Source organism: Psychrobacter fulvigenes (genome assembly GCF_904846155.1).
Lineage (GTDB): Bacteria > Pseudomonadota > Gammaproteobacteria > Pseudomonadales > Moraxellaceae > Psychrobacter > Psychrobacter fulvigenes.
On the sequence record NZ_CAJGZP010000001.1, the window covers coordinates 3,033,040 to 3,053,134 of the forward strand.

Below are 20,095 nucleotides of genomic sequence, written 5' to 3' on the forward strand. Positions count from 1 at the left end.
TACTTTAATGAGTGCACACAATGCTCAAGGTGCCCAAAATGCTCAAAACGCCTTAGTACCGATGGTTGTCGAACAATCCTCACGCGGTGAGCGCTCGTTTGATATCTTCTCACGTCTATTACGTGAGCGCGTTATCTTTTTGACGGGTCAAGTCGAAGACAATATGGCCAACTTAATCGTGGCGCAGCTGCTATTTTTGGAAGCTGAAAACCCTGATAAAGACATCCACTTGTATATCAACTCACCAGGTGGTGTGGTGACAGCAGGTATGGCAATTTATGACACCATGAACTTCATCAAGCCTGACGTGTCTACTATTTGCCTAGGTCAAGCTGCCTCAATGGGGTCGTTCTTGTTGTCTGCTGGTGCAAAAGGCAAACGCTATGCCCTTGCAAACTCACGAGTCATGATTCACCAACCATTGGGCGGTTTCCGTGGTCAAGCTTCGGACATCGAAATTCATGCCCGTGAGATCATTGAGCTAAAAGCCAAGCTGAATCGTCTACTCGCAGAGCATACTGGTCAGCCTGTTGAGCGCTTGGATAAAGACACCGACCGCGATAATTTTATGAGTGCTGAAGCTGCCAAAGACTACGGCTTAGTTGATGAAGTACTAGAGCGCCGCCCTGCTTTTTTATAAAGACAGTCGCTCTATCGCTCAGCAATATGAGACAAATAATAATACCAATTCAGAAAACTAAAGACTAAGGCGTTTTTTGGATTGGTATAAGCTTTAAATTTTAGGAGTGCCTTTATATGGCAGAAGATAATAATCCGCAGTGCTCGTTTTGCGGTAAAGCCAAAAGCGAAGTCAAACAACTGATCGCCGCTGACGATGCCAATATCTGTAATGAGTGTATTGAACTATGTACTGACTTAATCGCTGACAGCGCCGAAGAGGGTGATGACGATAGCGAAATTGATACTTCTTGGGTCAATAAAAAGCTACCAACCCCCAAGGAGCTGCGTGCCAAGCTTGATGAATATGTCATCGGACAGGACGCAGCCAAAAAAGCCTTGGCTGTTGCGGTTTACAACCATTACAAACGCCTCAAAGTCAGTCAAACACTCGCAAAAGACAGTAAAAAAGCCAAGATTGGCGCTGATGATGCGATGGTAGAGCTCGCTAAAAGTAACATCTTGCTCATCGGTCCAACGGGCTCGGGTAAGACCTTACTGGCGCAAACTTTAGCACGTCTGCTTGATGTGCCGTTTGCGATGGCGGATGCCACGACCTTAACCGAAGCAGGCTATGTCGGTGAAGATGTGGAGAATATCGTACAAAAGCTGCTGCAAGCTTCTGACTATGATGTGAGCAAAGCTGAGCAAGGCATCATTTATATCGATGAGATTGACAAAATTAGCAAAAAAGGCGACAACCCGTCTATCACGCGTGATGTGTCAGGCGAAGGTGTACAGCAAGCCTTGCTAAAGCTTATCGAAGGTACGGTTGCCGCTATTCCTCCTCATGGTGGACGTAAGCATCCGCAGCAGGAGCTGATTCAAGTTGATACCAGCAACATCCTTATTATCGTTGGTGGTGCATTTGCTGGTCTTGATAAAGTCATTCAGCAGCGTACTGAAAAGACAGGCATTGGCTTCAATGCCGATGTTAGCTCAAAAGATGACAGCCGTCGCAGCTCAGATTTATTGCAACAAGTAGAGCCTGAGGATTTGATTAAGTTTGGTCTCATTCCTGAGCTGATTGGTCGTCTGCCAGTCCTCGCTGCGTTACAAGAGCTTGATGAAGAGGCCTTGGTACAGATTCTCACAGAACCAAAAAACGCGCTTGTGAAGCAGTACAAATATCTGTTCGATATGGAAGGCGCTGAGATCACCTTTACTCAAGAAGCACTGGACGCGATCGCCAAAAAAGCAATGGCGCGCAAAACAGGGGCTCGTGGGCTGCGCTCTATCTTAGAGAACGCTCTGCTTGAGACCATGTACGAGCTACCATCGATGGAAAATGCAAAGCTGGTCACTGTCGATGAAGCCGTTATCAACGAAGGCAAAACACCGAAAGTTGCGTAGTCTGCTTTTTCTTAGTCTGACTTTATACCAATCTAGTCTATAAAAATGGCGTCTGGCATCATTGCTAAGACGCCGTTTTTATATCTGTGATTTGCAAAACCTTTAAATAAAGTGACATGTGCGTTTATCAATCGTTCTGAGTACTGCATACAAATCATGCTAAGGTAAACCTTAAAAGCTTTACTTTAAATCCATCAATATCAATGATACAAAGGACTGTTTATCATGGCCAATACCATTACTGCAATATTGCAGAAGCGCACTCCCCTGCTTGCAAACCTTTTGCCAACCACTGCTAATGATACCGATATAAAAGACTACTATCACAACCATGTCGCTGCTATCACTGGTGCAGGCTCTGGGATGGGCCGTGCCCTTGCTATGCATTTGGCCAAGATGGGCTGCCACGTGGCGCTATCAGACATCAACGCCGAACAGCTCGCAGAAACCCAAGATCTGCTCGTCGGTTACGATATCAAGGTCACCACTACCGTACTCGACGTTTCGGACAATAAAGCCGTTGAAGCATGGGCGGACAGCGTGATGAGCGAGCATGGCAAAGTGAACTTTATCTTTAACAATGCTGGAGTTGCGCTATATTCTACTGTCGAAGGTAGCAGCATTAGCGAGCTTGAATGGGTGATGGATATCAATTTTTGGGGCGTAGTTTACGGTACCAAAGCCTTCTTGCCATTGATTAAAAACAGCGTAAAACTCAGTGAAACCGATAACGATGGCAATCAGAACAATAAATCACGTCAGTTCAATGAGCATGGTCATATCATCAACATCTCAAGTTTGTTTGGCTTGACGGCCCAGCCTTCACAGTCTGCCTATAATGCCAGCAAATTTGCCGTGCGCGGCTTTACCGAAAGCCTGCGTCAAGAGCTTGATATCCAGTGCTGCGGCGTGTCAGCGACCTGCATCCATCCAGGGGGTATCAAGACCAATATCGCCAATAGTGCCCGTGGCAATAATAGTATAAATGATATCGGTATGCGCGCTGGCCCCAAAGCCATCAAGAGCTTTAATAAGCTTTTGAAGTTCGACGCCAACGAGGCTGCTTGGATTATCTTGCAAGCGGCAGCGACAAATCAGCCGCGCTGTTTGATTGGCAACGACGCCAAGATGATCGATGCAGTGCAGCGTGTCTTTCCAGCGCGTTATAGCAAGGTACTGAACGACGTCAATAAGCTCTCGCGTAAGCTAAAACCACGCCGCAATAAAAAACCCAGCGCCACGACATAATCTGTTTTAGCAACATTACGCAATGAAAAAGCGCTCAAACACCATCCGTGTTTGAGCGCTTTTTTTGTATAGTCAAGGAATTTTAAAATCGCCACAAGGCGACCGACCGCAGATAGTACACTAAGTACATCTAGGGCGGGTAACACCGTAGCGGTTTAAAAGTGCTCTGACTATAGATAAGCTATTAGGGCGTATTTTTTATATTTAGTAACGTTAATTCGCATCGTGCTCGCAGTTAAAAACACTATACGTATTTGTATTTGATACAATCATGTCGCTTGAATCTTACTGGTTGATTACCCATTCAACCTTTTACGCAAAAACTGAGTTTATAGCTGTGACTATGACAAATAATTTATCATAAAACTATAGAGTTACATATTACTTTTTATAATAAGGTTATTCCAATGAAAACACTTTTACGGGCCAAGCCTTCTCCTTCCCTTCTTATGGCTGCTATCCTCGCTATCGGTGCTACCAGCATGACAGCTTGTAGCGATTCAGGCACAAAAGCCGTTGACCGTGTCGAAGAAGCTGAGGCCTTAGCACGAGTAAAGTCACTCGAATCACGCGCCGCAGCAATCAAAGACGAGATGGCGGCCAACCCAGGTGCCAAGCTGAATATCAGTATGCCAGCTGAGTCAACTATCCCTGACGACGAGTATGGCGCTGCCGTGCGCCGAGGGTTGGAGCTTGCCAACCATACCTATCGCGAGCTTCCCAACAATGTTGGCAATCAACTTAACTGTACCAGCTGTCATCTGAGTAATGGTTCAGAAGCTTATGCTGCACCATGGAATGGCTTGCCAGGTATCTTTCCTATCTATCGCGGACGTGATGCACGTGTTAACTCGCTGCAAGAGCGCATTAATGGGTGTTTTCAGCGTTCAATGAATGGTGCGCCATTAGATATGGACTCAGACGAGATGAACGCCTTTATGTCTTATATGACGTGGTTGTCACAAGATATGCCGATTGGTATCTCTCCAGAAGGTCGCGGCTTTGTAAAAATTGACAATACGCTAACACCAGATCCTGAAAATGGTAAAAAGCTATTTGCCGAGACTTGTGTCTCCTGTCATGGTGAAGACGGTGAAGGCCAATACAATGACGACGGCACTTATATATATCCAGCGATTGCAGGAAGCAACTCTTTCAACGATGGCGCTGGTATGGCACGTACTTACAAAGCCGCTGCCTTTGTAAAAGGTAAAATGCCATTTGGTCAAGGTAATACCCTAACGGACCAAGAAGCGATTGATGTTTCAAGCTACTTTACTCAGTTGCCACGCCCTGTCAAAGCCAATAAAGACAAGGATTGGCCAAAAGGCGGTGCACCGGTAGACGTGCGTCGTTAGAATAAAACCAATCAGCAATAACGAATACTTTTCATACAAAAAGCCCAGTTCAAAGTTGAACTGGGCTTTTTTAATCATTAACATCATTAAAAAACAGCAAAGCTTAAGGTAGCTTCATATCACCAGCCACAAGCCAGCCCATACGCCGCATCATATAAGCAACACCCCAAGCGATTATCGCTGGTAAGACAAACATCAAAAGAATGATTGCCGTCCACATCTGAGTACTACTCATTAGTCCCTGCGACGCCTCAATCACCCCAAACACACCGACCAATCCAGCCGTTCCCATGCCCGCTCCTGTCGCCGTACAAGCAAGCCCAAACCCTACCGTCGCGATAGGGCCAACGATGGCACTGGCAATCACTGCTGGCAGCAATATAAGTGGTTTTTTGAGCACATTGGGTATTTGTAGCATACTGGTACCCAAACCCTGAGAGACCACGCCGCTCATGCCATTGTCTTTGAAACTTGCAACCGCAAATCCAATCATATGTGCTGCACAGCCAACGACAGCAGCGCCGCCAGCCAAGCCGCCAAGCCCAATAGCAATACAAATTGCGGCGCTCGAGGTTGGCAGCGTCAGTAAGATACCAACCACCACTGCAATCACTATACCCATCAATAACGGCTGTAGCTCTGTGGCAGCTTGAATACCTTGCCCAATCGCATTCACAGCAGCAACCACTGGTGGATTAAGTAGCGCACATACCAATAAAGCCACCGCACAGACCAATAATGGAATCAGCAAGATATCAAGCTTCGTCTTGCCCGCGACCCAAGTCCCTGCTCGATAAGCAAATACTGATGTCAAATAAGCGCCTATCGGATTACCGGGTAATGCAAGGAAAGTTGCAGGTCCAGCTTCTTGCGGGATAAACAGTGTCCCTGCCATCAGCGCTTCAGAATGCGCTCCCAGCATACCCGCCACCAAACAGCTGAGCATCACCAGCGTCGGCGCTTTGAGATAATAAGCGATACCCACGCCAATACCTGCACCCATCATGATCGATGCCAGTTTACCGACCGCGATTAATGCAGGCAGCTGCACCCACCCCCCGATTTGCGAGATAATCAATCCTGCAATGAGAGTAACAAACAACCCTAACGCCATACCAGTAAAGGCATCGATAAAGTACTTTTGAAAAAATGCTTTAACAATGCCGTGGGGTGCTGCTGAGTTAGATACAGTCATAGCCATACTCTTTGTAAAATTTGTGATGAGATATAAGAAACCAACAGAATAGAATTACTAAAAATAAGAGATAAAAAAAGCGTCATGGCGACGCTTTTTTTATTAATAAACCATCAAAACTCACTCTAGCGGCGCTGTTCAACGATAATAGAATCAATGCCGTTATTTTGTAGACGCTGCTGAGCACTGGTAACCGCTTGACGGTTGCTCATAGAGCGCGAAATCACCTGATAAATAGGTAAGCCATTGGCCGTGGTGTTTTTGAGCACTTTGGCATCGACGCCCGCCATCAGTACTTGCGCACGGCGACGATCCGCTTCATCAGCATTGCCAAAGCTATTGATCTGTAAGATATAAGTCGTAGCAGGGGCAGCTTGCTGGACACTGGCAGTCCCCGCACCGGCGTTATTTGCAGTGTTGCTATTGCTGGTGGTTGGCGTACCGTCATAAGTCGCGTTTTCTTCAACAATAACGATTTCATCACCGCCATCGCTAGCAGCGTTATTACCACGGCTAGGCTCTATAGTCGTATTTTCAGAAACACCAAGGTTATCCGTGTCTTCATTACGACTGCCCAAAGTATCTTCAGGTTGAGTAACGACCACGTCTGGCTCAAAAGCACTGATATCACCTATGCGATCATTGCCCGTCTCGCCGATGTCTTCATCAGGAATGGTGGCCATCTCTTGATTTGGCAAGATTTCATAAAACTCATAATCGCTATTATCCGTATCTGTCTCAACGCGCGGTTGCACTTGCCGATCAGCGTCAGCCGCAGTATCACTACCAGCAGGACTGAAGTCAAAGAGTGGTGACAGATACAAAAACACCCCTATCATCAGGGTCAAAACCGCCCCGACAAACATCCACAGTAAGCCTGATACACTACTTGATTTACGTTTTTCAGTGGCGCCTTTGGGTTTTTTGGCTAACATGGATCTCTTTCTCCCTACTGAATCTATGATTGACAGTTACTTTTTTAATCTACTACATACTAGTCGGTGCCGACAAGCCTAATAAACTCAGCCCATTAGCCAATACCTGCTTTACTGCTTTTGACAAACGCAAGCGCGCTTGCATCATATCAAGCTCTGCCTGACTGGGTATCTCACCTGAGGTCAAGCTCACTGGCAAGATGCGATTGGTGACATACCAGCCGTGATACAGTGCTGCCAGATCTTTTAGGTAGTTAGTCAGTACATGCGGCTCGTAACCTGTCGCTGCGCGAAGCAACGTCGCTGGATAGCCAGCCAATAATTTGATCAGCTCATCCTCATTAGGTTCACTGAGCAGGTTTTGCTGCTGTGCCCCTACCGCATCGTCTACAGCCAGACCGCTGGCTTGCAGCTTCTCTAGCACTTGGCAGACACGCGCATGGGCATATTGAATGTAATAGACCTGATTGTCTTTACTTTGTGATTTGGCAAGCTCTAAATCAAAGTCAACATGCACTTCAGGCTTACGCGCCACATAATAAAAACGCGCAGGATCATTACCTACTTCATGACGTAAATCACGCAAGGTCACAAACTGACCTGAACGTGAAGACATCGGTACTTTTTCATCCCCGCGCCAAAGTGCGACAAATTGCACCAGTACCACATCGAGACGGTTATCATCTATACCTAACGCTGATAGAGCAGCCTTGACGCGCGGCACGTAACCATGATGGTCTGCCCCCCAGACGTTGATAACCTTGTCAAAGCCGCGATCAAACTTATTCTTATGATAGGCAATATCAGAGGCGAAATACGTCGTTTGACCATTGGCGCGGCGTACCACACGGTCTTTTTCATCGCCAAAATCGGTCGATCTAAACCAAATATTGCCATCTTTTTCGTACAAATAACCTTTTTCATCTAAAATTTGCAGTACTGGCTCAATCTCATTATCAATCGATCTTTCACTGAACCAACACTCATAGCGTACACCAAACTCATTTAAGTCGTCTTTGATATCAGCCAAAATACTGCTAAGCGCTGCATTTAAAAACAGCTCATAGCCATTGCCCAGCAAGGATTTGCTATTGGCAATCAGCCCATCGATATGTGCTTCCTTGTCACCCGATACCAGCTCTTTTTCACCATCAGCTTTGATCTCAAACTGCGCATCTTCTGGCACGCCTTTAGCGACTTGCTCAAAGCTATGCACATAGCTGGCGCCATGCTGCATCTTAAGCGTCTCTGCAATATCACGGACATAGTCTCCCTTATATGCATTAGACGGGAACGTTACCTGCTCACCATTGACTTCAAGGTAACGCAAATACGTGCTCGTGGCCAAAATATCCATCTGCCGGCCAGCGTCATTGACGTAATATTCACGAGTAACCTCGTAACCGACAGCCTCGAGCAAGTTTGACAAGCTCATACCAAATGCTGCACCGCGACCATGACCGACATGCAGGCTCGACGTTGGATTGGCTGAGACAAACTCAACTTGGATTTTTTGCCCATCAAACTGATCGCTTAAACCAAAGCGGTCTTGCAAGTTAAATATGTCTTCTAATACCGCAAACTTAGCGTCGCTATTTAAAAACACATTGATAAAGCCAGGACCTGCAATCTCTATTTGGCGAATATCTTGATTTTCAGGCAGCGCATTGACGATTTTTTCAGCAAGCTGACGTGGATTGGTCTTAGCAGCTTTTGCAGCAGTGAGAGCGATATTACTGGCAAAATCACCGTGGCTAGCATCCTTTGTGCGCGTGATCTGGCTATTATTCTGCCAATCAGCAGGTAGAGCACCTTCAGTTTGTAAGGTTTGGATAGCTTGTGCAAATAGCGTGGCTAAGGTATCAATTTGGGCTTGTGACATAGGGTTATAAACTCAGTTAAATAAATAACAAAAACGGTGTGAAAATGGTGTGAATGTATGCAGTCGATAACTGCTTATTATAATAGCGAATGACTTCGTAGGGGAATAATTAACACAAAAAGATAAGCAACCTATAAATATAACAATGTTTGCGCTGTATTGCACCATTTACGGTGAAATTAGCGCCAAAAGACAACACTTTGCCCACTTATAAAATGATGAGTACCTTTATAAGACAGATTGATTGTAGGGTTACTGTTGTCTAGAACTTAGCAGTAGTTTATACCCAACGCATTCCACGTTATAATGACGGTTTGTATTGCTGCCTTTCTATTTATTTTACATTCGTTTGCTTGATTGCCACTTATTTTGTGAGTAGTGGTAATTTTTTGAGTCATCGTTATTAGAAAACCCATAAAACAATCGAACCAAAACCAATAGATGCCGCGTTACTATAGTCAAGGAATTTTAAATCGCTACAAGGCGACCGACCGCAGATAGTACACTAAGTACATCTAGGGCGGGTAACACCGTAGCGGTTTAAAAGTGCTCCGACTATACTTTATAGGACAATGCCATGTTTGCTATTGCTGCCAGTACCGTCACCAGTTGGGGACTGTACGTATTACTACCGATATTCATTGCATTCTTGTTTTTTATTATGTGGGATATCTCCAAACAATCTGACGCTGGGCGCGCTGGAACTTTTTGGATATTTTTAGCCTTGGGTGCAGGCTTTGTGGGTTTCTTACTCAAGCTTTTACTAGAAGTCGCCTTTAAAAAGTGGCTGATTTGATCAGTCTTTTTAGCGCACTAGGCTTCAAAATCAATGTTATTTCTTGGCAATGATGGTCGCACGCATCGGTGCAGGATAGCCTTCCACGGTCTTTGTAGAGTCATTGGGATCTAAGAAATCTGCTAACGAATGATAAGTCATCCATTCGGTTTTGCGCTGCTCCTCAGTCGAAGTCACTGCCACATCCACGCAACGCACGTCAGTGAACCCTGCTTTTTCTAACCAACCGATTAATGCCGCCACCGATGGTAAGAAATATACGTTATTCATCTGCGCATAGCGGTCATGCGGCACCAGTACGGTATTGGCATCGCCTTCAATGACTAAGGTCTCAAGTACTAGCTCTCCGCCTTTTACCAGTTGCCCTTTGAGCTGTTGCAAATGCTCAAACGGTGACTGACGGTGATACAGCACACCCATGCTAAATACCGTATCAAATAGCTGACTGTGCTCAGGCAAGGCTTCAAGCGGTACGGGAATATAATGGGTACGGTAGCGGCCTGTCTCATGAGCGTCTGCCGTACCAACAAAATGACGAATCGCCATAAACTGATGGTAAAACAAGCAAGATGGATCAATGATGATCACCGTATCCGCGCCTGCCCCTGCCATACGCCAACCATGATAACCAGAGCCGCCACCCACATCGAGTACACGCCGACCTTTTAATGTGCCCAAATGCGGTGCGACTCGCTGCCATTTCCAATCACTATGCCATTCGGTATCGATCTTAATACCTGACTCATCATCGCCAATCTTACCACCAATTTGAAACGGCCCTTTACGCCACGGCATCAGCTGCTTGAGCAGTGCTGTCGTTTGTTTGCGCTGAGACTCATTAAGACTTGCCTCAATCGTTAACGTATCGCTGTTGAGATTGACATTATTGACGGTTAGTTCTGGCAAACGCGCCACCGACGCTTGGTAAGCAGGCGCGTGCGCATAGTTGGCTTTGTCTTTGATATCACCCAGCCACGTTGGTAATTGCTTGAGCCACTCATAAGCACTTGGCTGCTGCTGCGCCAGTGCTAGCAAGGTTAAATACAGTTCACGTTCGGCGTGGAGAATAGTGTCGTTAAGCATAAAAGCGGATTACCATGTTAATCAAAGGATACTGTAAAAGACGGTATTGCCAAGAATGGTTTTTATTTAAACGCCACAATCGACACAAAGTTTAAAAACTGAAACCACGTCAAATGACGCTGAAAACCCACTTGTGCCAGACGCGCATGATGCTCGTCTAAGGTATCGGTAATGAGGACGTTTTCTAGCGCATTACGTTTGCCACTGATTTCCATCTCGGTATAACCGTTGGCACGTTTAAAATCATAATAACGTTCAACCAACCACGCATCGTACTGCTCATCAAAAGCATGGGTCTTTTCGGTCAGCACCAGTATGCCGCCCTCACTCAGCGCGTTATAGATAGTTTCTAATACCGCCACCCTATCTGCAGCTGGTAAAAACTGTAAGGTTAAGTTTAAGATGACCATGTCACATGGCTCAAGCTTGACGTCGCGGATATCAGCAGTGATGACTTCAATATCATGTTCAGGATAATTATCCTTAAGTAAAGTATTCGCTTCAGTTGTCATCGCCGGTGAGATATCTATCGCTTTAATCTGCAAATCTTGCGGCTCAAACTCGCCCGCCAGTGTCATGCTTGCTGCGCCAAGTGAGCAGCCCAAATCATAAATTCGGCTGACACGCTGACCACTATCGCTCTGCTGGCGATACTTACAATGACGACGGGCAAATATAGGCAGCATCGCCAACACTTGACCATAACCAGGAACACTGCGGCGAATCATATCGGGGAAGCACGCCACCACTTGCTCATCGAAAGAAAAGCGCGCCGCTTTATCAAGTGGCGTGGTGAATAGAGTATCGTGTTTGATAGCAGGCTTAGATTGGCTCATGGTGCGACTCATTTTTGATTTTTGGTTTCCATAATGGAACTTTGATTGGGAAGTGTTCAGAAAATTCGATTGATGCCATTAGCCCAGAGCAGACTAACGTAGCAAAAGCCCATTATAACATTACTGTTTGTTACTTATCGCGTTTGGCTCACCTGCTAAGCTGATTAGCAAGCGCTGAGGCTAAAAAATTATTGTAAGCAATAAGTTATCAAAAGTAATCCGTCATTGAAAAATGAAAGCATTACAACCAAATAAAGACCTTAGCTCACCTTTATAGCAACAGATATAATAATAGGGAAAATTATGCAAACCATTATATTAGGCGGTGGCTGCTTTTGGTGCACCGAATCAGTATTTTTATCCGTAAAAGGCGTACAATCTGTCGTGTCAGGCTACATGGGTGGCGATGCGGTATCTGCCAACTATGAAGCGGTCTGCAGTGGCGATACCGGACACGTTGAAGTTATCAAAGTTGAGTTTGATGAATCTATCGTACCGTTAGAAGTGATACTCGATGTGTTTTTTGCCACCCATGATCCCACCACGATGGATCGTCAAGGCAATGACGTCGGTAGCCAGTACCGCAGCGTGGTGTTCTATACTGATGAAGATCAAAAACCAACCGTCGATCGTACGATTAACAAATTGCGTGATATGGGCGTCAATGTGGTCACAGAAGTCCATCCTGCTGTAGAATTCTATGCTGCTGAGGATGAGCATCAAGACTTCTTTAACAGAAATCCAGGCCAGGCCTATTGTAACTTTGCGATACCGCCAAAGCTTGCCAAAATGCGTAAAGAATTTAGTCAATACATGGTCAGCTAAAAATTTACAGATATTCTTGTACGCTACAAAAGCCAAGGGTTAAGACGCTTGGCTTTTTTGTTGCGTTTGGCGGTATGATAGTCAGCAATAACAAATTTTAGAGTTGGGAACAATCTTATGAATCCAGAGTTTTGGCAATCGCGTTGGGGTGAGGGTCGCATAGGCTTTCATAAGTCTGAGGTCAATCCGCTGTTACTCAAATACTTTACAGCCTTACAGCTAAAAAAAGGTAGCCGAGTATTAGTACCTTTAAGTGGTAAATCCATAGATATGGCGTGGCTAGCTCAGCAAGGTTATGAGGTCGTCGGTATTGAGCTGGTCGAATCCGCGGTGCAAGCATTCTTCGCTGAGCAAAATATCTCGCCAACTATACATCAGCATGCGGATAATCCAGCTGTTAAATATTATCAGGGTCAGCTTGCAAAGCAAACCATCACGCTATGGGTCGCTGATATTTTTGCACTGACAGCTGAGGATGTCGGTAACGTTGATGCGGTTTATGATAGAGCAGCCTTGATTGCTTTGCCAACCGACATGCGCCTACGATATAGCGAGCAAATGCGACAGCTCAGCAATAATGCCCCTCAATATATCATTACTCTCAATTACGACCAAAGTAAGAAGGACGGGCCGCCATTCTCAGTGAATAGTGATCAAATACAGCAGTATTATTGCAATTATTATCAAATCACCGAACTGGCAAATGAGCACACCACCATAAGATCTGCACCTGAGATAACAGTGACGGAGCACGTTTGGTTATTGAACGCAGCTAATGATAGTAGTGAACTCTCATGAAAACTTTAATCAGCTTAGTAAGCTTCATTGGCTTTTTACTGGTGATATTGCCTGGCCCATTATACAAATACGGCATCGTAGATTTGGGTACTGCGTTTGCAGGGTTTACCTTAGGAATGATGGCTGGCGGTGCTGCGTTGATCATGCTGTTATTACAAGCGTTATTCAAACGTCAAACGCTCACACTTGGCAGTGCCATCATCACCGTTATGTTCTCCGCTATCGCTATCATTATGCCGCTCAGCATGTTGAGCAAAGCCAAAAGCGTGCCGCCTATTCACGACATCTCAACCGACCTGAAAAGTCCGCCTGAGTTTGTGGCCATTATCCCACTACGCGCTGATGCTCCCAACCCTGCTACCTACGCTGGCGAGGACACCGCAGAGCAACAGCGAGAGGCCTATCCTGAGCTGCAAACATTGACCTATTCGCAATCAAAGTCTCAACTGGTAGAAGCTAGTGAGCAAGCCGTCAATAATTTAGGCTGGGAGTTGGTTAATATTGATGCTAATAACGGCATTATTGAAGCGACCGACACCACCGTTTGGTTCGGCTTTAAAGATGATATCGTAGTGCGTATCAATGATGATGGCAGTGAACGTCTGGTCGATATTCGTAGTAAATCACGTATTGGAAAGAGCGACTTGGGTAAAAATGCCGAGCGCATTCATGCCTTGATTAAAGAGTTGGATGATGTTTTGGGGAAGTAGTTGGGTTTGAATAATTATGTAAACGAGCTAATTCTAAATCAGCATAGAGCTAGCTCGTTAAACTTAAAACTCACAACTGCGCTACCTTCTCCACCACCTTAAAGCTCAGATCATTATCTAATGCTTTAAAGTGCGCCTTACCGCAGCGGATCTTTTGTTGTTGCGGTAGCGGCAGTTTAGCAATATCTACCGCGTATCCTGTTGCGCTTTTGCCACCTGTATTCTTAGTTTCAGCAACGAAGTACAGCTGGCTTACTTCCTCATCGTCCTCTTTGATCACCGCCCAGTCAGGATTATAGCTCCCTAGCGGCGTGTTAATCTTAAACCAATTGGGCAGTTTAAAATAAAAGCGTACGCTCTGCATACTCTCGCAATCTTGAGCAAATTGATGTTCAGTATTTGAGTCCAGCGGTATCAAGTTGTCAAAAATTGTTTTATGCGCATCGGTGACATCGAAATGATAGTCGCTGACATAGACGTCTGTTGGCTGAGCCTCTAGCCTATCTAACAATTTCTGAGCATAAATTTGACCATTTTTTTGATACTCAATGCCTTTTACCATGAAGTCAGTCTGGGCTTGTTTAATAATCGCTACCAAGCGCTCTAGAAAAACTTGGGGGTTGATAAGCATTTCATCGATACGCTCGCTTTGGCGCAATATCTCTATCAAGGTGGCACGAGTCAGCTTGGTATGACGAGCCAGATAAGCCAAGATATCAGGCAGTTGCCACGTGGGTTGGGGCACGTTTGAGTCAGCATCAGTGTCGCTACCATCATAGCTATTATCCGTTGTATAATGCTGGCGTTGACTATTGACGGCCAACAAACTGCTCTCCACGCCTTGTTCACTCATCGTAAGGCGTACTTTGTTAGCCTGAACTTGCGGTGCGACTATTTCTGCCATATCGGCTATCAGTTCAATAACGGCAGTGATTAATTCATCAGTATTAAAGCGTACTTGATACTGAGTCTTTTGTTTAATCTTATCCCAAATGGCTTTGAAGTTATCATCGAGCATAAAGCCTTTACGATAACGAACGGCTTGCTTGTGCGCTTGATTTTTTACCCGCCCTGCGAAGCTCACACCGCAATCATCTTGAATCTCATTTTGCAGACTTTTAGCAAAGTCATCATAGCTTTCGTTGGCGACGACGGTCAGTATATTGATTTGCTTGTCATAGACTCTATGACCATCTGCACCGACACATAGACGCAGACCACGACCGATTTCTTGGCGTTTTTTTAGGGTAGATTTGGTCTCGTTAAGAGTACATATCTGGAACACATTGGGATTGTCCCAGCCTTCACGCAATGCCGAATGGCTAAAGATAAACTGCAGCGGATTATTTAGATTGAGCAGCTTTTCTTTATCTCGCATGATTAGGCTATAAGTATCATCATCGCCCTTAGTGTTACCAGAGGTGTCTTTAGCGCGTCCCTTTTTATCGACAGAAAAATAACCGTTATGAATATCGCTCACCCCAGCCTGATAGTGCGCCGCTAATTGTTGTTTTAGATCACGATATTTAGGCTTGTCTAATAACGTCTGATATATCTCTTCAAACCACTGGGCAAATTTACCTGAGCGCGTATAGCCGTCTGTTTGGTTAACTAAATAGTTATCGACACGGTCAATAAACAACAAGGACAATACTTTAATCCCTTGCGGCAATAGTTTGCGTTGCTTGTCCAGATGCGCTTCAATGGTGCGCTCAATTTGATAACGCATAACGCTATCACTCATGCCACCAGTTTGCTGACCCTTATAAATCACCACACCATTATCAAACTCAATGTAGCCCTCCACAGCGTTAATGCCGTTGACGATATAGCCATTGGCATATATTTCACGCTCGGTCTTTTTATACAAATCATCGTTGTCACTGATGCTGATGGTTTTCTTTTTGACCACGCCCTTGACGTTGGCATAGACGCTGACCTTGGCAGTGATTTTGGTCTTTTTGGGCGTGATATCTAGCAGCTCGATATAAGCCTCATTAAAGGCGTCATCGCTCATCACCGAATCGACTTCGATTTGCTTGACCAAACCTGCATCATAGGCTTTGACTGGGTTTAGGCTATAAAGCAAATGACGGCTGTACTTGTGCGTCGCTGAATAGCGCAAGGTTATCAGCGGCTGCAGGCTAGCTATAGCGTCCAAGCGCTTAGCGGTCTCCATATTTTGCGGTTCATCGACGATGACGATAGGATGGGTCGCTTGGATATATTCAATCGGGGCAACGCCTTGTTCACGGACTTGGTTGATGATGTTTTCGTCTTTGGCAAAAGCGTCAATGTTCATCACGAGGATTTGCACGGTTTGACTGGTGGCAAAGTCGCGTAGACTATTTAGATTTTTGCTATCGTATATCCGCGCGTCCACGCGGGTATTGTCATACAGGGCGGCAAAATGCGCTTTGGTCATCTCGATAGACTTCATTACGCCTTCACGAATCGCTACTGACGGTACGACGATCACAAACTTACGCATGCCATAAGTCTGATACAGCTCGTAGATGCTGCGCAGATAGACGTAAGTCTTGCCGGTGCCCGTCTCCATCTCAATTGAGGCATTGAGCCCATATCTAGCAAGGTTTTTGTCGTCGTCGTAGAGCGTGGTTGACGGCTCGATATTATGCTCACGCTGCACGGCTTGGATATTATCCAGCACTTGCTCATCGCTAATAATGCGCTGATTGGCGATGGCCTGACTGCTGATTTGCTGGCTAATCACTGAGGCACTATTAGCGACATTGAAAGGTGGCTTTAATTCAAAACTTTCAATAAACGAGCTAACATCCAGCTGTGACAGCTGCCCACGAAAGATATCGACCACGGCATTGATAGCGTGGCTTTGGTGTTCAAGGTTGGGTTCAAAGGTAAGGGTTATCATGATGGTTTTGGCACTTAGTTAAAAAAATTGAGTAGATTTCTGAAACTTGGAACATAAGCTACTAATGCTCCTAACGTAGTTAAAGCTGCTCCATATAGAGCTAGGGATATACTAAAACTTTCTCGCTTTTTCTTTTCACCAGTTAGCTCTTTAATTCTTTCAGCTAATCTATATAAAGTATTTGCATTTTCAGGCGATAAATTCTTCTTAATTTGATAGAGTTCTCTATTCGCATCAGGTGATAAGTTCATAAACACTTCTTCAAAATCAAAAGTTTTCAATAAATCTGTGAAATAATTGAACTTCTTAAATTTATAGTCATGACAGCTTAATGCTACTATTTCAGTCTTACTCTCATTTATTACTAAATTTTTATTAGTTGGCAAACTTTTATCCGTTTCATTGTTACTCACCTTTCTCAATTCTTTGAATGATACATTTACGAGTTCTTCAAACACTCTTCTTAAATTTTTAATTTCAACTTTGTTACGTTTTGCGAGTGTAGCGACCAGTTCAACAGTAACAAACTCATAATCATAACGAGAATATATCATCTCAACTAACTTCTTTATGTCTTTACGCCTAAGCCAATCAGTTAAAAGGATTTGGGGAAGTATTGCTATAACGAAAGAGAAAAATACAATCTCTACGTATAACAATTTTGTCCAAAACTCATCCATAATCAATATACCTATTTATATAGCTGAAATTTAATCAGGCTTTTTATTCAGTTTTTTGATCAGTTTTGCAACTTCCTCTAAAGCTCTATCTGTCTCTGTAGGTTTTGCTAATTCACTTTGTTTGAAGATATCATACTGTCGCTCTGCTGTTTGTTTGGCAATCTTATGTGACATTGAGCCAGCATTGGTAAGAATGTCTCTATCATTTAGCGTTAAGAATCCGTCAAGTTTAGTCAACCAGTCTTCCATAGTCATAGGGACTCGGCGCATGGCTTGACTCTCTGCGAAAACTAAATACTGTTCGGTTAGATTATTTAGAGCGGCTAACTCATCCTCATTTAGATAGTTCTTAGCTATACTTACCTCAGCCTTTTTCGGCAGTGTTCCCTTATCCCTACCTCTCCAATTCGTTAATCCCATATTGGTTTTAGATGCATCTGCACGTCTATAAACTAGCTCTGCTGCTGTATGACCTGTTATAGCCCAATGCATTTTATTTTGCACGGTTTTAAAAAACATCAAACTCAATTCTGAATTGGGGTCATAATCGACGCTAGTGGCGTATATATCAGTAATTTTTTGATAGAAGCGTCGCTCACTGGTTCGAATATCCTGAATACGACGCAATAGCTCATCAAAATAATCAAAAGGTAAATCTGGATTTTTCAATCGCTCATCATCCATCACAAACCCTTTGATTAAATACTCTCGTAAATGCTTGGTTGCCCACTGTCGAAACCTTGTAGCGGTAGCGCTTTGCACTCGATAGCCCACAGAAATAATTGCATCAAGATTGTAGTGTTTAAGTTGTCTCCTTACTTCCCGAGAGCCTTCGATTCGAACTACTAAGAAATCCTTAGTAGTTGCGCTTTCTTCTAACTCACCTTCTTTATAGATATTTTTTAAATGCATTAAAATGTTTTCAGGTGTAGTAGAAAATAAGTCAGCCATAAGTCTCTGTGTTAACCACACTGACTCTTCGAAAAACCGCACATCCAGTCGTGTATCACCGTTTGGCGTTTGATAAATAATTAACTGTGACTGTTGTTCATCCATATCAATATCCTTATTATTTTAAACACACCCAACCACCAGCCCAGCATCCTCTAACCAGACAACTGCGCTATTTTCCAAATACCTGTCGCTTGTTTTGCCATCTGCTGTTGACGGCTATCGATAGTACTTTGCGACCATGTTTTATAACTATCTGCTATATTTTTGGCTATGTCTAAGCTGCTGGTTTGATATATCTTTTGTTTGATCTCATAAGGCTGATTACCAGCATCACGGTTTTTACTGGTCTCAAGCATCATCATATTACCCAGTCGATACACCGTGTTTTCGTGCTCATGATCGTCGATATGTTGCCAATGCTCCTCTGGATGCTCTGGTAGAATGTGTTCAATATTGAACTGCTCATCACTGTCACTGATTGCCATACTACTTACACGTTTTTCTAACTCACATAAGATATAGCGTGCTATTTTTTTATTTCGATTATCCGTCGTTTTTAGCTGTTTTTGGGCAAAAGCTGACTTAAACACGCTATCTATTGGATAGATGACGCTTAGAGCCTGAATGACAGCGCTAGGCGAGTTGAGCTGCGATGTCGCTATTTTTATAGCGACTTCGTTATAGAATCGCTCTTGCTCATTCGGCGGATTATTACAGATAACATTGTAGCGAAATGACAAGACACTAATGGCGCGTAATATAGCCAAAAACCCTTGTCTATCCGTACCATAGAATCTCTCGTAGCTTGCGAGCAGCATAGATAAAGGTTGCTTGACTCTGAACATAGTGAGCTGAGTCAGATATCTTGATTCCTCAGGTGTCCAGCGCGGATCTTGAGCATCTCTTAGCGCGGTATAAGCGTCAGCGGAGAGTTCGATTTTCTTTACTAGTTCAAACGCAGCGCTTTTATTCTTGATGTTTTTGCGTATGGTCTTGAATAGCTCTGTCTTGCGTACCAGCTTATGCTGACTGTTCCAATACACCCGTAAAAACTCAGGAAAGCTCTCGCTCCCTAATAGGCTAATGATGCGCTCCCAACGCTCCTCTAAATGCTGTACTTGCGTATTGTGCATATCATCGACACTGGCAAGCGAAAATAGATAGTTTTTTAACAGATCGGTAGAAGACAGGCGCACGCCGCGTGCGTTTAGCGTCTCAAACACCTTAAAAGCATTAAGCTCATCACTGACGGTAATAACGGTAAAGAATAGCTTATCGACAAGGGTATCCAAAAACTGAGCAAATTGCTCACCACTATCTTTACGCATACCGACACGCGCCTTAATTCTGGTCTTAAACCAGTCAAAGGCTTTGCGGATTTTGTGCTCAGAAGCATGAAGTCCACGCTGAGGCAGTTTATCTAAGGTAATTAAATGATTACGATAAAACTTATCATTATGGCGGTTCAGTTGCAATTTTGGGTTTTCGATCAAAGTCACAGGATCTGTATAGCCAATATAATTGCTTTTGAGTTGAGTCAAACGCTGCTGGTTACGATCAGCATCCATATCTTTATCAATCAAATCTTGGAGCACGCTCAGCCCTGATAAAATCATAATACTAATGGTCGTCAGCCGTTGTTGCCCGTCTATAATGTCGAACTGCTTACTGTCTTGAGTTTGTAGCACCAAATAACCCATATAATGCGCAGGTTCTGGGTCTTCACCGAATAACGCTTCAATATCTTGCCACAACTCATCCCATTCAAGCTCTGACCATGAGTAGTCACGTTGAAATGGCGGCACACGATAGCGCAAGCCATTGCCCAACAACTGACGAAAAGTACTGTTTGTCGTATTAAAGTTCATATC

Annotated in this window: 17 protein-coding genes; 8 read left to right on the forward strand and 9 right to left on the reverse strand. The window is 44.3% G+C overall.

What is annotated here, in order from left to right:
- Window positions 1-7: 7 nt before the first annotated feature.
- From clpP to JMX03_RS12830, 4 genes are all read left to right on the forward strand, one after another.
- On the forward strand, window positions 8-640 hold the full coding sequence (clpP, locus tag JMX03_RS12815) for an ATP-dependent Clp endopeptidase proteolytic subunit ClpP (protein ID WP_201598143.1): 633 nt from the start codon (window positions 8-10) through the stop codon (window positions 638-640).
- 116 nt (window positions 641-756) lie between these two features.
- Window positions 757-2,031, forward strand: coding sequence for an ATP-dependent protease ATP-binding subunit ClpX (gene clpX, locus JMX03_RS12820; protein WP_201573466.1), 1,275 nt, complete (start codon window positions 757-759; stop codon window positions 2,029-2,031).
- Window positions 2,032-2,256: 225 nt separating this feature from the next.
- Window positions 2,257-3,279: an SDR family NAD(P)-dependent oxidoreductase gene (locus tag JMX03_RS12825; protein ID WP_201597238.1), complete on the forward strand. Its 1,023-nt coding sequence runs from the start codon at window positions 2,257-2,259 to the stop codon at window positions 3,277-3,279.
- Between the two features lie 407 nt (window positions 3,280-3,686).
- Window positions 3,687-4,637: a c-type cytochrome gene (locus tag JMX03_RS12830; protein WP_201597239.1), complete on the forward strand. Its 951-nt coding sequence runs from the start codon at window positions 3,687-3,689 to the stop codon at window positions 4,635-4,637.
- Window positions 4,638-4,740: 103 nt separating this feature from the next.
- Here the strand turns inward: JMX03_RS12830 and JMX03_RS12835 are convergent, their stop codons facing one another.
- From JMX03_RS12835 to argS, 3 genes are all read right to left on the reverse strand, one after another.
- The gene (locus tag JMX03_RS12835) at window positions 4,741-5,832 is read right to left on the reverse strand and encodes a PTS transporter subunit IIC (protein WP_201597240.1); all 1,092 of its coding nucleotides are present in this window, start codon (window positions 5,830-5,832) and stop codon (window positions 4,741-4,743) included.
- 125 nt (window positions 5,833-5,957) lie between these two features.
- Window positions 5,958-6,767: an SPOR domain-containing protein gene (locus JMX03_RS12840; protein WP_201597241.1), complete on the reverse strand. Its 810-nt coding sequence runs from the start codon at window positions 6,765-6,767 to the stop codon at window positions 5,958-5,960.
- A 52-nt stretch (window positions 6,768-6,819) separates the two neighbouring features.
- A complete protein-coding gene (gene argS / locus JMX03_RS12845; RefSeq protein ID WP_201597242.1) occupies window positions 6,820-8,649 on the reverse strand; it encodes an arginine--tRNA ligase in 1,830 nt (609 codons plus the stop codon).
- Between the two features lie 577 nt (window positions 8,650-9,226).
- Here argS and JMX03_RS12850 point away from each other — a divergent pair.
- Window positions 9,227-9,445: a DUF2788 domain-containing protein gene (locus JMX03_RS12850; RefSeq protein ID WP_201597243.1), complete on the forward strand. Its 219-nt coding sequence runs from the start codon at window positions 9,227-9,229 to the stop codon at window positions 9,443-9,445.
- Between the two features lie 36 nt (window positions 9,446-9,481).
- On the opposite strand, the gene cmoB is transcribed toward JMX03_RS12850, so the two are convergent.
- Window positions 9,482-10,528 (reverse strand): tRNA 5-methoxyuridine(34)/uridine 5-oxyacetic acid(34) synthase CmoB, encoded by a 1,047-nt coding sequence (cmoB, locus tag JMX03_RS12855; protein ID WP_201573437.1) that lies wholly within the window; start codon window positions 10,526-10,528, stop codon window positions 9,482-9,484.
- Window positions 10,529-10,590: 62 nt separating this feature from the next.
- Window positions 10,591-11,376 (reverse strand): carboxy-S-adenosyl-L-methionine synthase CmoA, encoded by a 786-nt coding sequence (cmoA, locus tag JMX03_RS12860; protein WP_201597244.1) that lies wholly within the window; start codon window positions 11,374-11,376, stop codon window positions 10,591-10,593.
- A gap of 291 nt (window positions 11,377-11,667) precedes the next feature.
- Here cmoA and msrA point away from each other — a divergent pair, with 291 nt between their 5' ends.
- The 3 genes from msrA (at window position 11,668) to JMX03_RS12875 (ending at window position 13,697) form a co-directional block, all read left to right on the forward strand.
- Window positions 11,668-12,189 (forward strand): peptide-methionine (S)-S-oxide reductase MsrA, encoded by a 522-nt coding sequence (gene msrA / locus JMX03_RS12865; RefSeq protein WP_201597245.1) that lies wholly within the window; start codon window positions 11,668-11,670, stop codon window positions 12,187-12,189.
- A 117-nt stretch (window positions 12,190-12,306) separates the two neighbouring features.
- Window positions 12,307-12,987, forward strand: a complete 681-nt coding sequence (tmpT, locus tag JMX03_RS12870; protein ID WP_201597246.1) for a thiopurine S-methyltransferase — start codon at window positions 12,307-12,309, stop codon at window positions 12,985-12,987.
- A complete protein-coding gene (locus JMX03_RS12875) occupies window positions 12,984-13,697 on the forward strand; it encodes a DUF1499 domain-containing protein (protein WP_201597247.1) in 714 nt (237 codons plus the stop codon). Before tmpT ends, JMX03_RS12875 begins: the two co-directional genes overlap by 4 nt.
- 70 nt (window positions 13,698-13,767) lie before the next feature.
- On the opposite strand, the gene JMX03_RS12880 is transcribed toward JMX03_RS12875, so the two are convergent.
- The 4 genes from JMX03_RS12880 to JMX03_RS12895 are packed head-to-tail and all read right to left on the reverse strand — an operon-like array spanning window position 13,768 to window position 20,092.
- The gene (locus JMX03_RS12880; RefSeq protein WP_201597248.1) at window positions 13,768-16,590 is read right to left on the reverse strand and encodes a restriction endonuclease; all 2,823 of its coding nucleotides are present in this window, start codon (window positions 16,588-16,590) and stop codon (window positions 13,768-13,770) included.
- A gap of 14 nt (window positions 16,591-16,604) precedes the next feature.
- Window positions 16,605-17,270 carry a hypothetical protein gene (locus JMX03_RS12885; RefSeq protein ID WP_201597249.1) on the reverse strand — a complete coding sequence of 222 codons (666 nt, stop codon included), beginning with the start codon at window positions 17,268-17,270 and terminating at the stop codon, window positions 16,605-16,607.
- A gap of 30 nt (window positions 17,271-17,300) precedes the next feature.
- Entirely contained in the window at window positions 17,301-18,326 is a 1,026-nt protein-coding gene (locus tag JMX03_RS12890) for a virulence RhuM family protein (protein ID WP_201597251.1), read from the reverse strand.
- A 50-nt stretch (window positions 18,327-18,376) separates the two neighbouring features.
- Window positions 18,377-20,092 carry a DUF262 domain-containing protein gene (locus JMX03_RS12895; RefSeq protein ID WP_201597253.1) on the reverse strand — a complete coding sequence of 572 codons (1,716 nt, stop codon included), beginning with the start codon at window positions 20,090-20,092 and terminating at the stop codon, window positions 18,377-18,379.
- Between the last annotated feature and the right edge of the window lie 3 nt (window positions 20,093-20,095).

Excerpts from the sequence above, each read along its gene's own strand:
- cmoB (WP_201573437.1), bottom strand. The coding sequence starts at position 10,528 with ATGCTTAACGACACTATTCTCCACGCCGAACGTGAACTGTATTTAACC.
- JMX03_RS12840 (WP_201597241.1), bottom strand. The coding sequence starts at position 6,767 with ATGTTAGCCAAAAAACCCAAAGGCGCCACTGAAAAACGTAAATCAAGT.
- JMX03_RS12875 (WP_201597247.1), top strand. The coding sequence starts at position 12,984 with ATGAAAACTTTAATCAGCTTAGTAAGCTTCATTGGCTTTTTACTGGTG.
- clpX (WP_201573466.1), top strand. The coding sequence starts at position 757 with ATGGCAGAAGATAATAATCCGCAGTGCTCGTTTTGCGGTAAAGCCAAA.
- argS (WP_201597242.1), bottom strand. The coding sequence starts at position 8,649 with ATGTCACAAGCCCAAATTGATACCTTAGCCACGCTATTTGCACAAGCT.
- JMX03_RS12830 (WP_201597239.1), top strand. The coding sequence starts at position 3,687 with ATGAAAACACTTTTACGGGCCAAGCCTTCTCCTTCCCTTCTTATGGCT.
- JMX03_RS12835 (WP_201597240.1), bottom strand. The coding sequence starts at position 5,832 with ATGACTGTATCTAACTCAGCAGCACCCCACGGCATTGTTAAAGCATTT.
- JMX03_RS12825 (WP_201597238.1), top strand. The coding sequence starts at position 2,257 with ATGGCCAATACCATTACTGCAATATTGCAGAAGCGCACTCCCCTGCTT.
- JMX03_RS12880 (WP_201597248.1), bottom strand. The coding sequence starts at position 16,590 with ATGATAACCCTTACCTTTGAACCCAACCTTGAACACCAAAGCCACGCT.
- cmoA (WP_201597244.1), bottom strand. The coding sequence starts at position 11,376 with ATGAGTCGCACCATGAGCCAATCTAAGCCTGCTATCAAACACGATACT.
- JMX03_RS12885 (WP_201597249.1), bottom strand. The coding sequence starts at position 17,270 with ATGGATGAGTTTTGGACAAAATTGTTATACGTAGAGATTGTATTTTTC.
- JMX03_RS12895 (WP_201597253.1), bottom strand. The coding sequence starts at position 20,092 with ATGAACTTTAATACGACAAACAGTACTTTTCGTCAGTTGTTGGGCAAT.
- JMX03_RS12890 (WP_201597251.1), bottom strand. The coding sequence starts at position 18,326 with ATGGATGAACAACAGTCACAGTTAATTATTTATCAAACGCCAAACGGT.
- clpP (WP_201598143.1), top strand. The coding sequence starts at position 8 with ATGAGTGCACACAATGCTCAAGGTGCCCAAAATGCTCAAAACGCCTTA.
- tmpT (WP_201597246.1), top strand. The coding sequence starts at position 12,307 with ATGAATCCAGAGTTTTGGCAATCGCGTTGGGGTGAGGGTCGCATAGGC.
- msrA (WP_201597245.1), top strand. The coding sequence starts at position 11,668 with ATGCAAACCATTATATTAGGCGGTGGCTGCTTTTGGTGCACCGAATCA.
- JMX03_RS12850 (WP_201597243.1), top strand. The coding sequence starts at position 9,227 with ATGTTTGCTATTGCTGCCAGTACCGTCACCAGTTGGGGACTGTACGTA.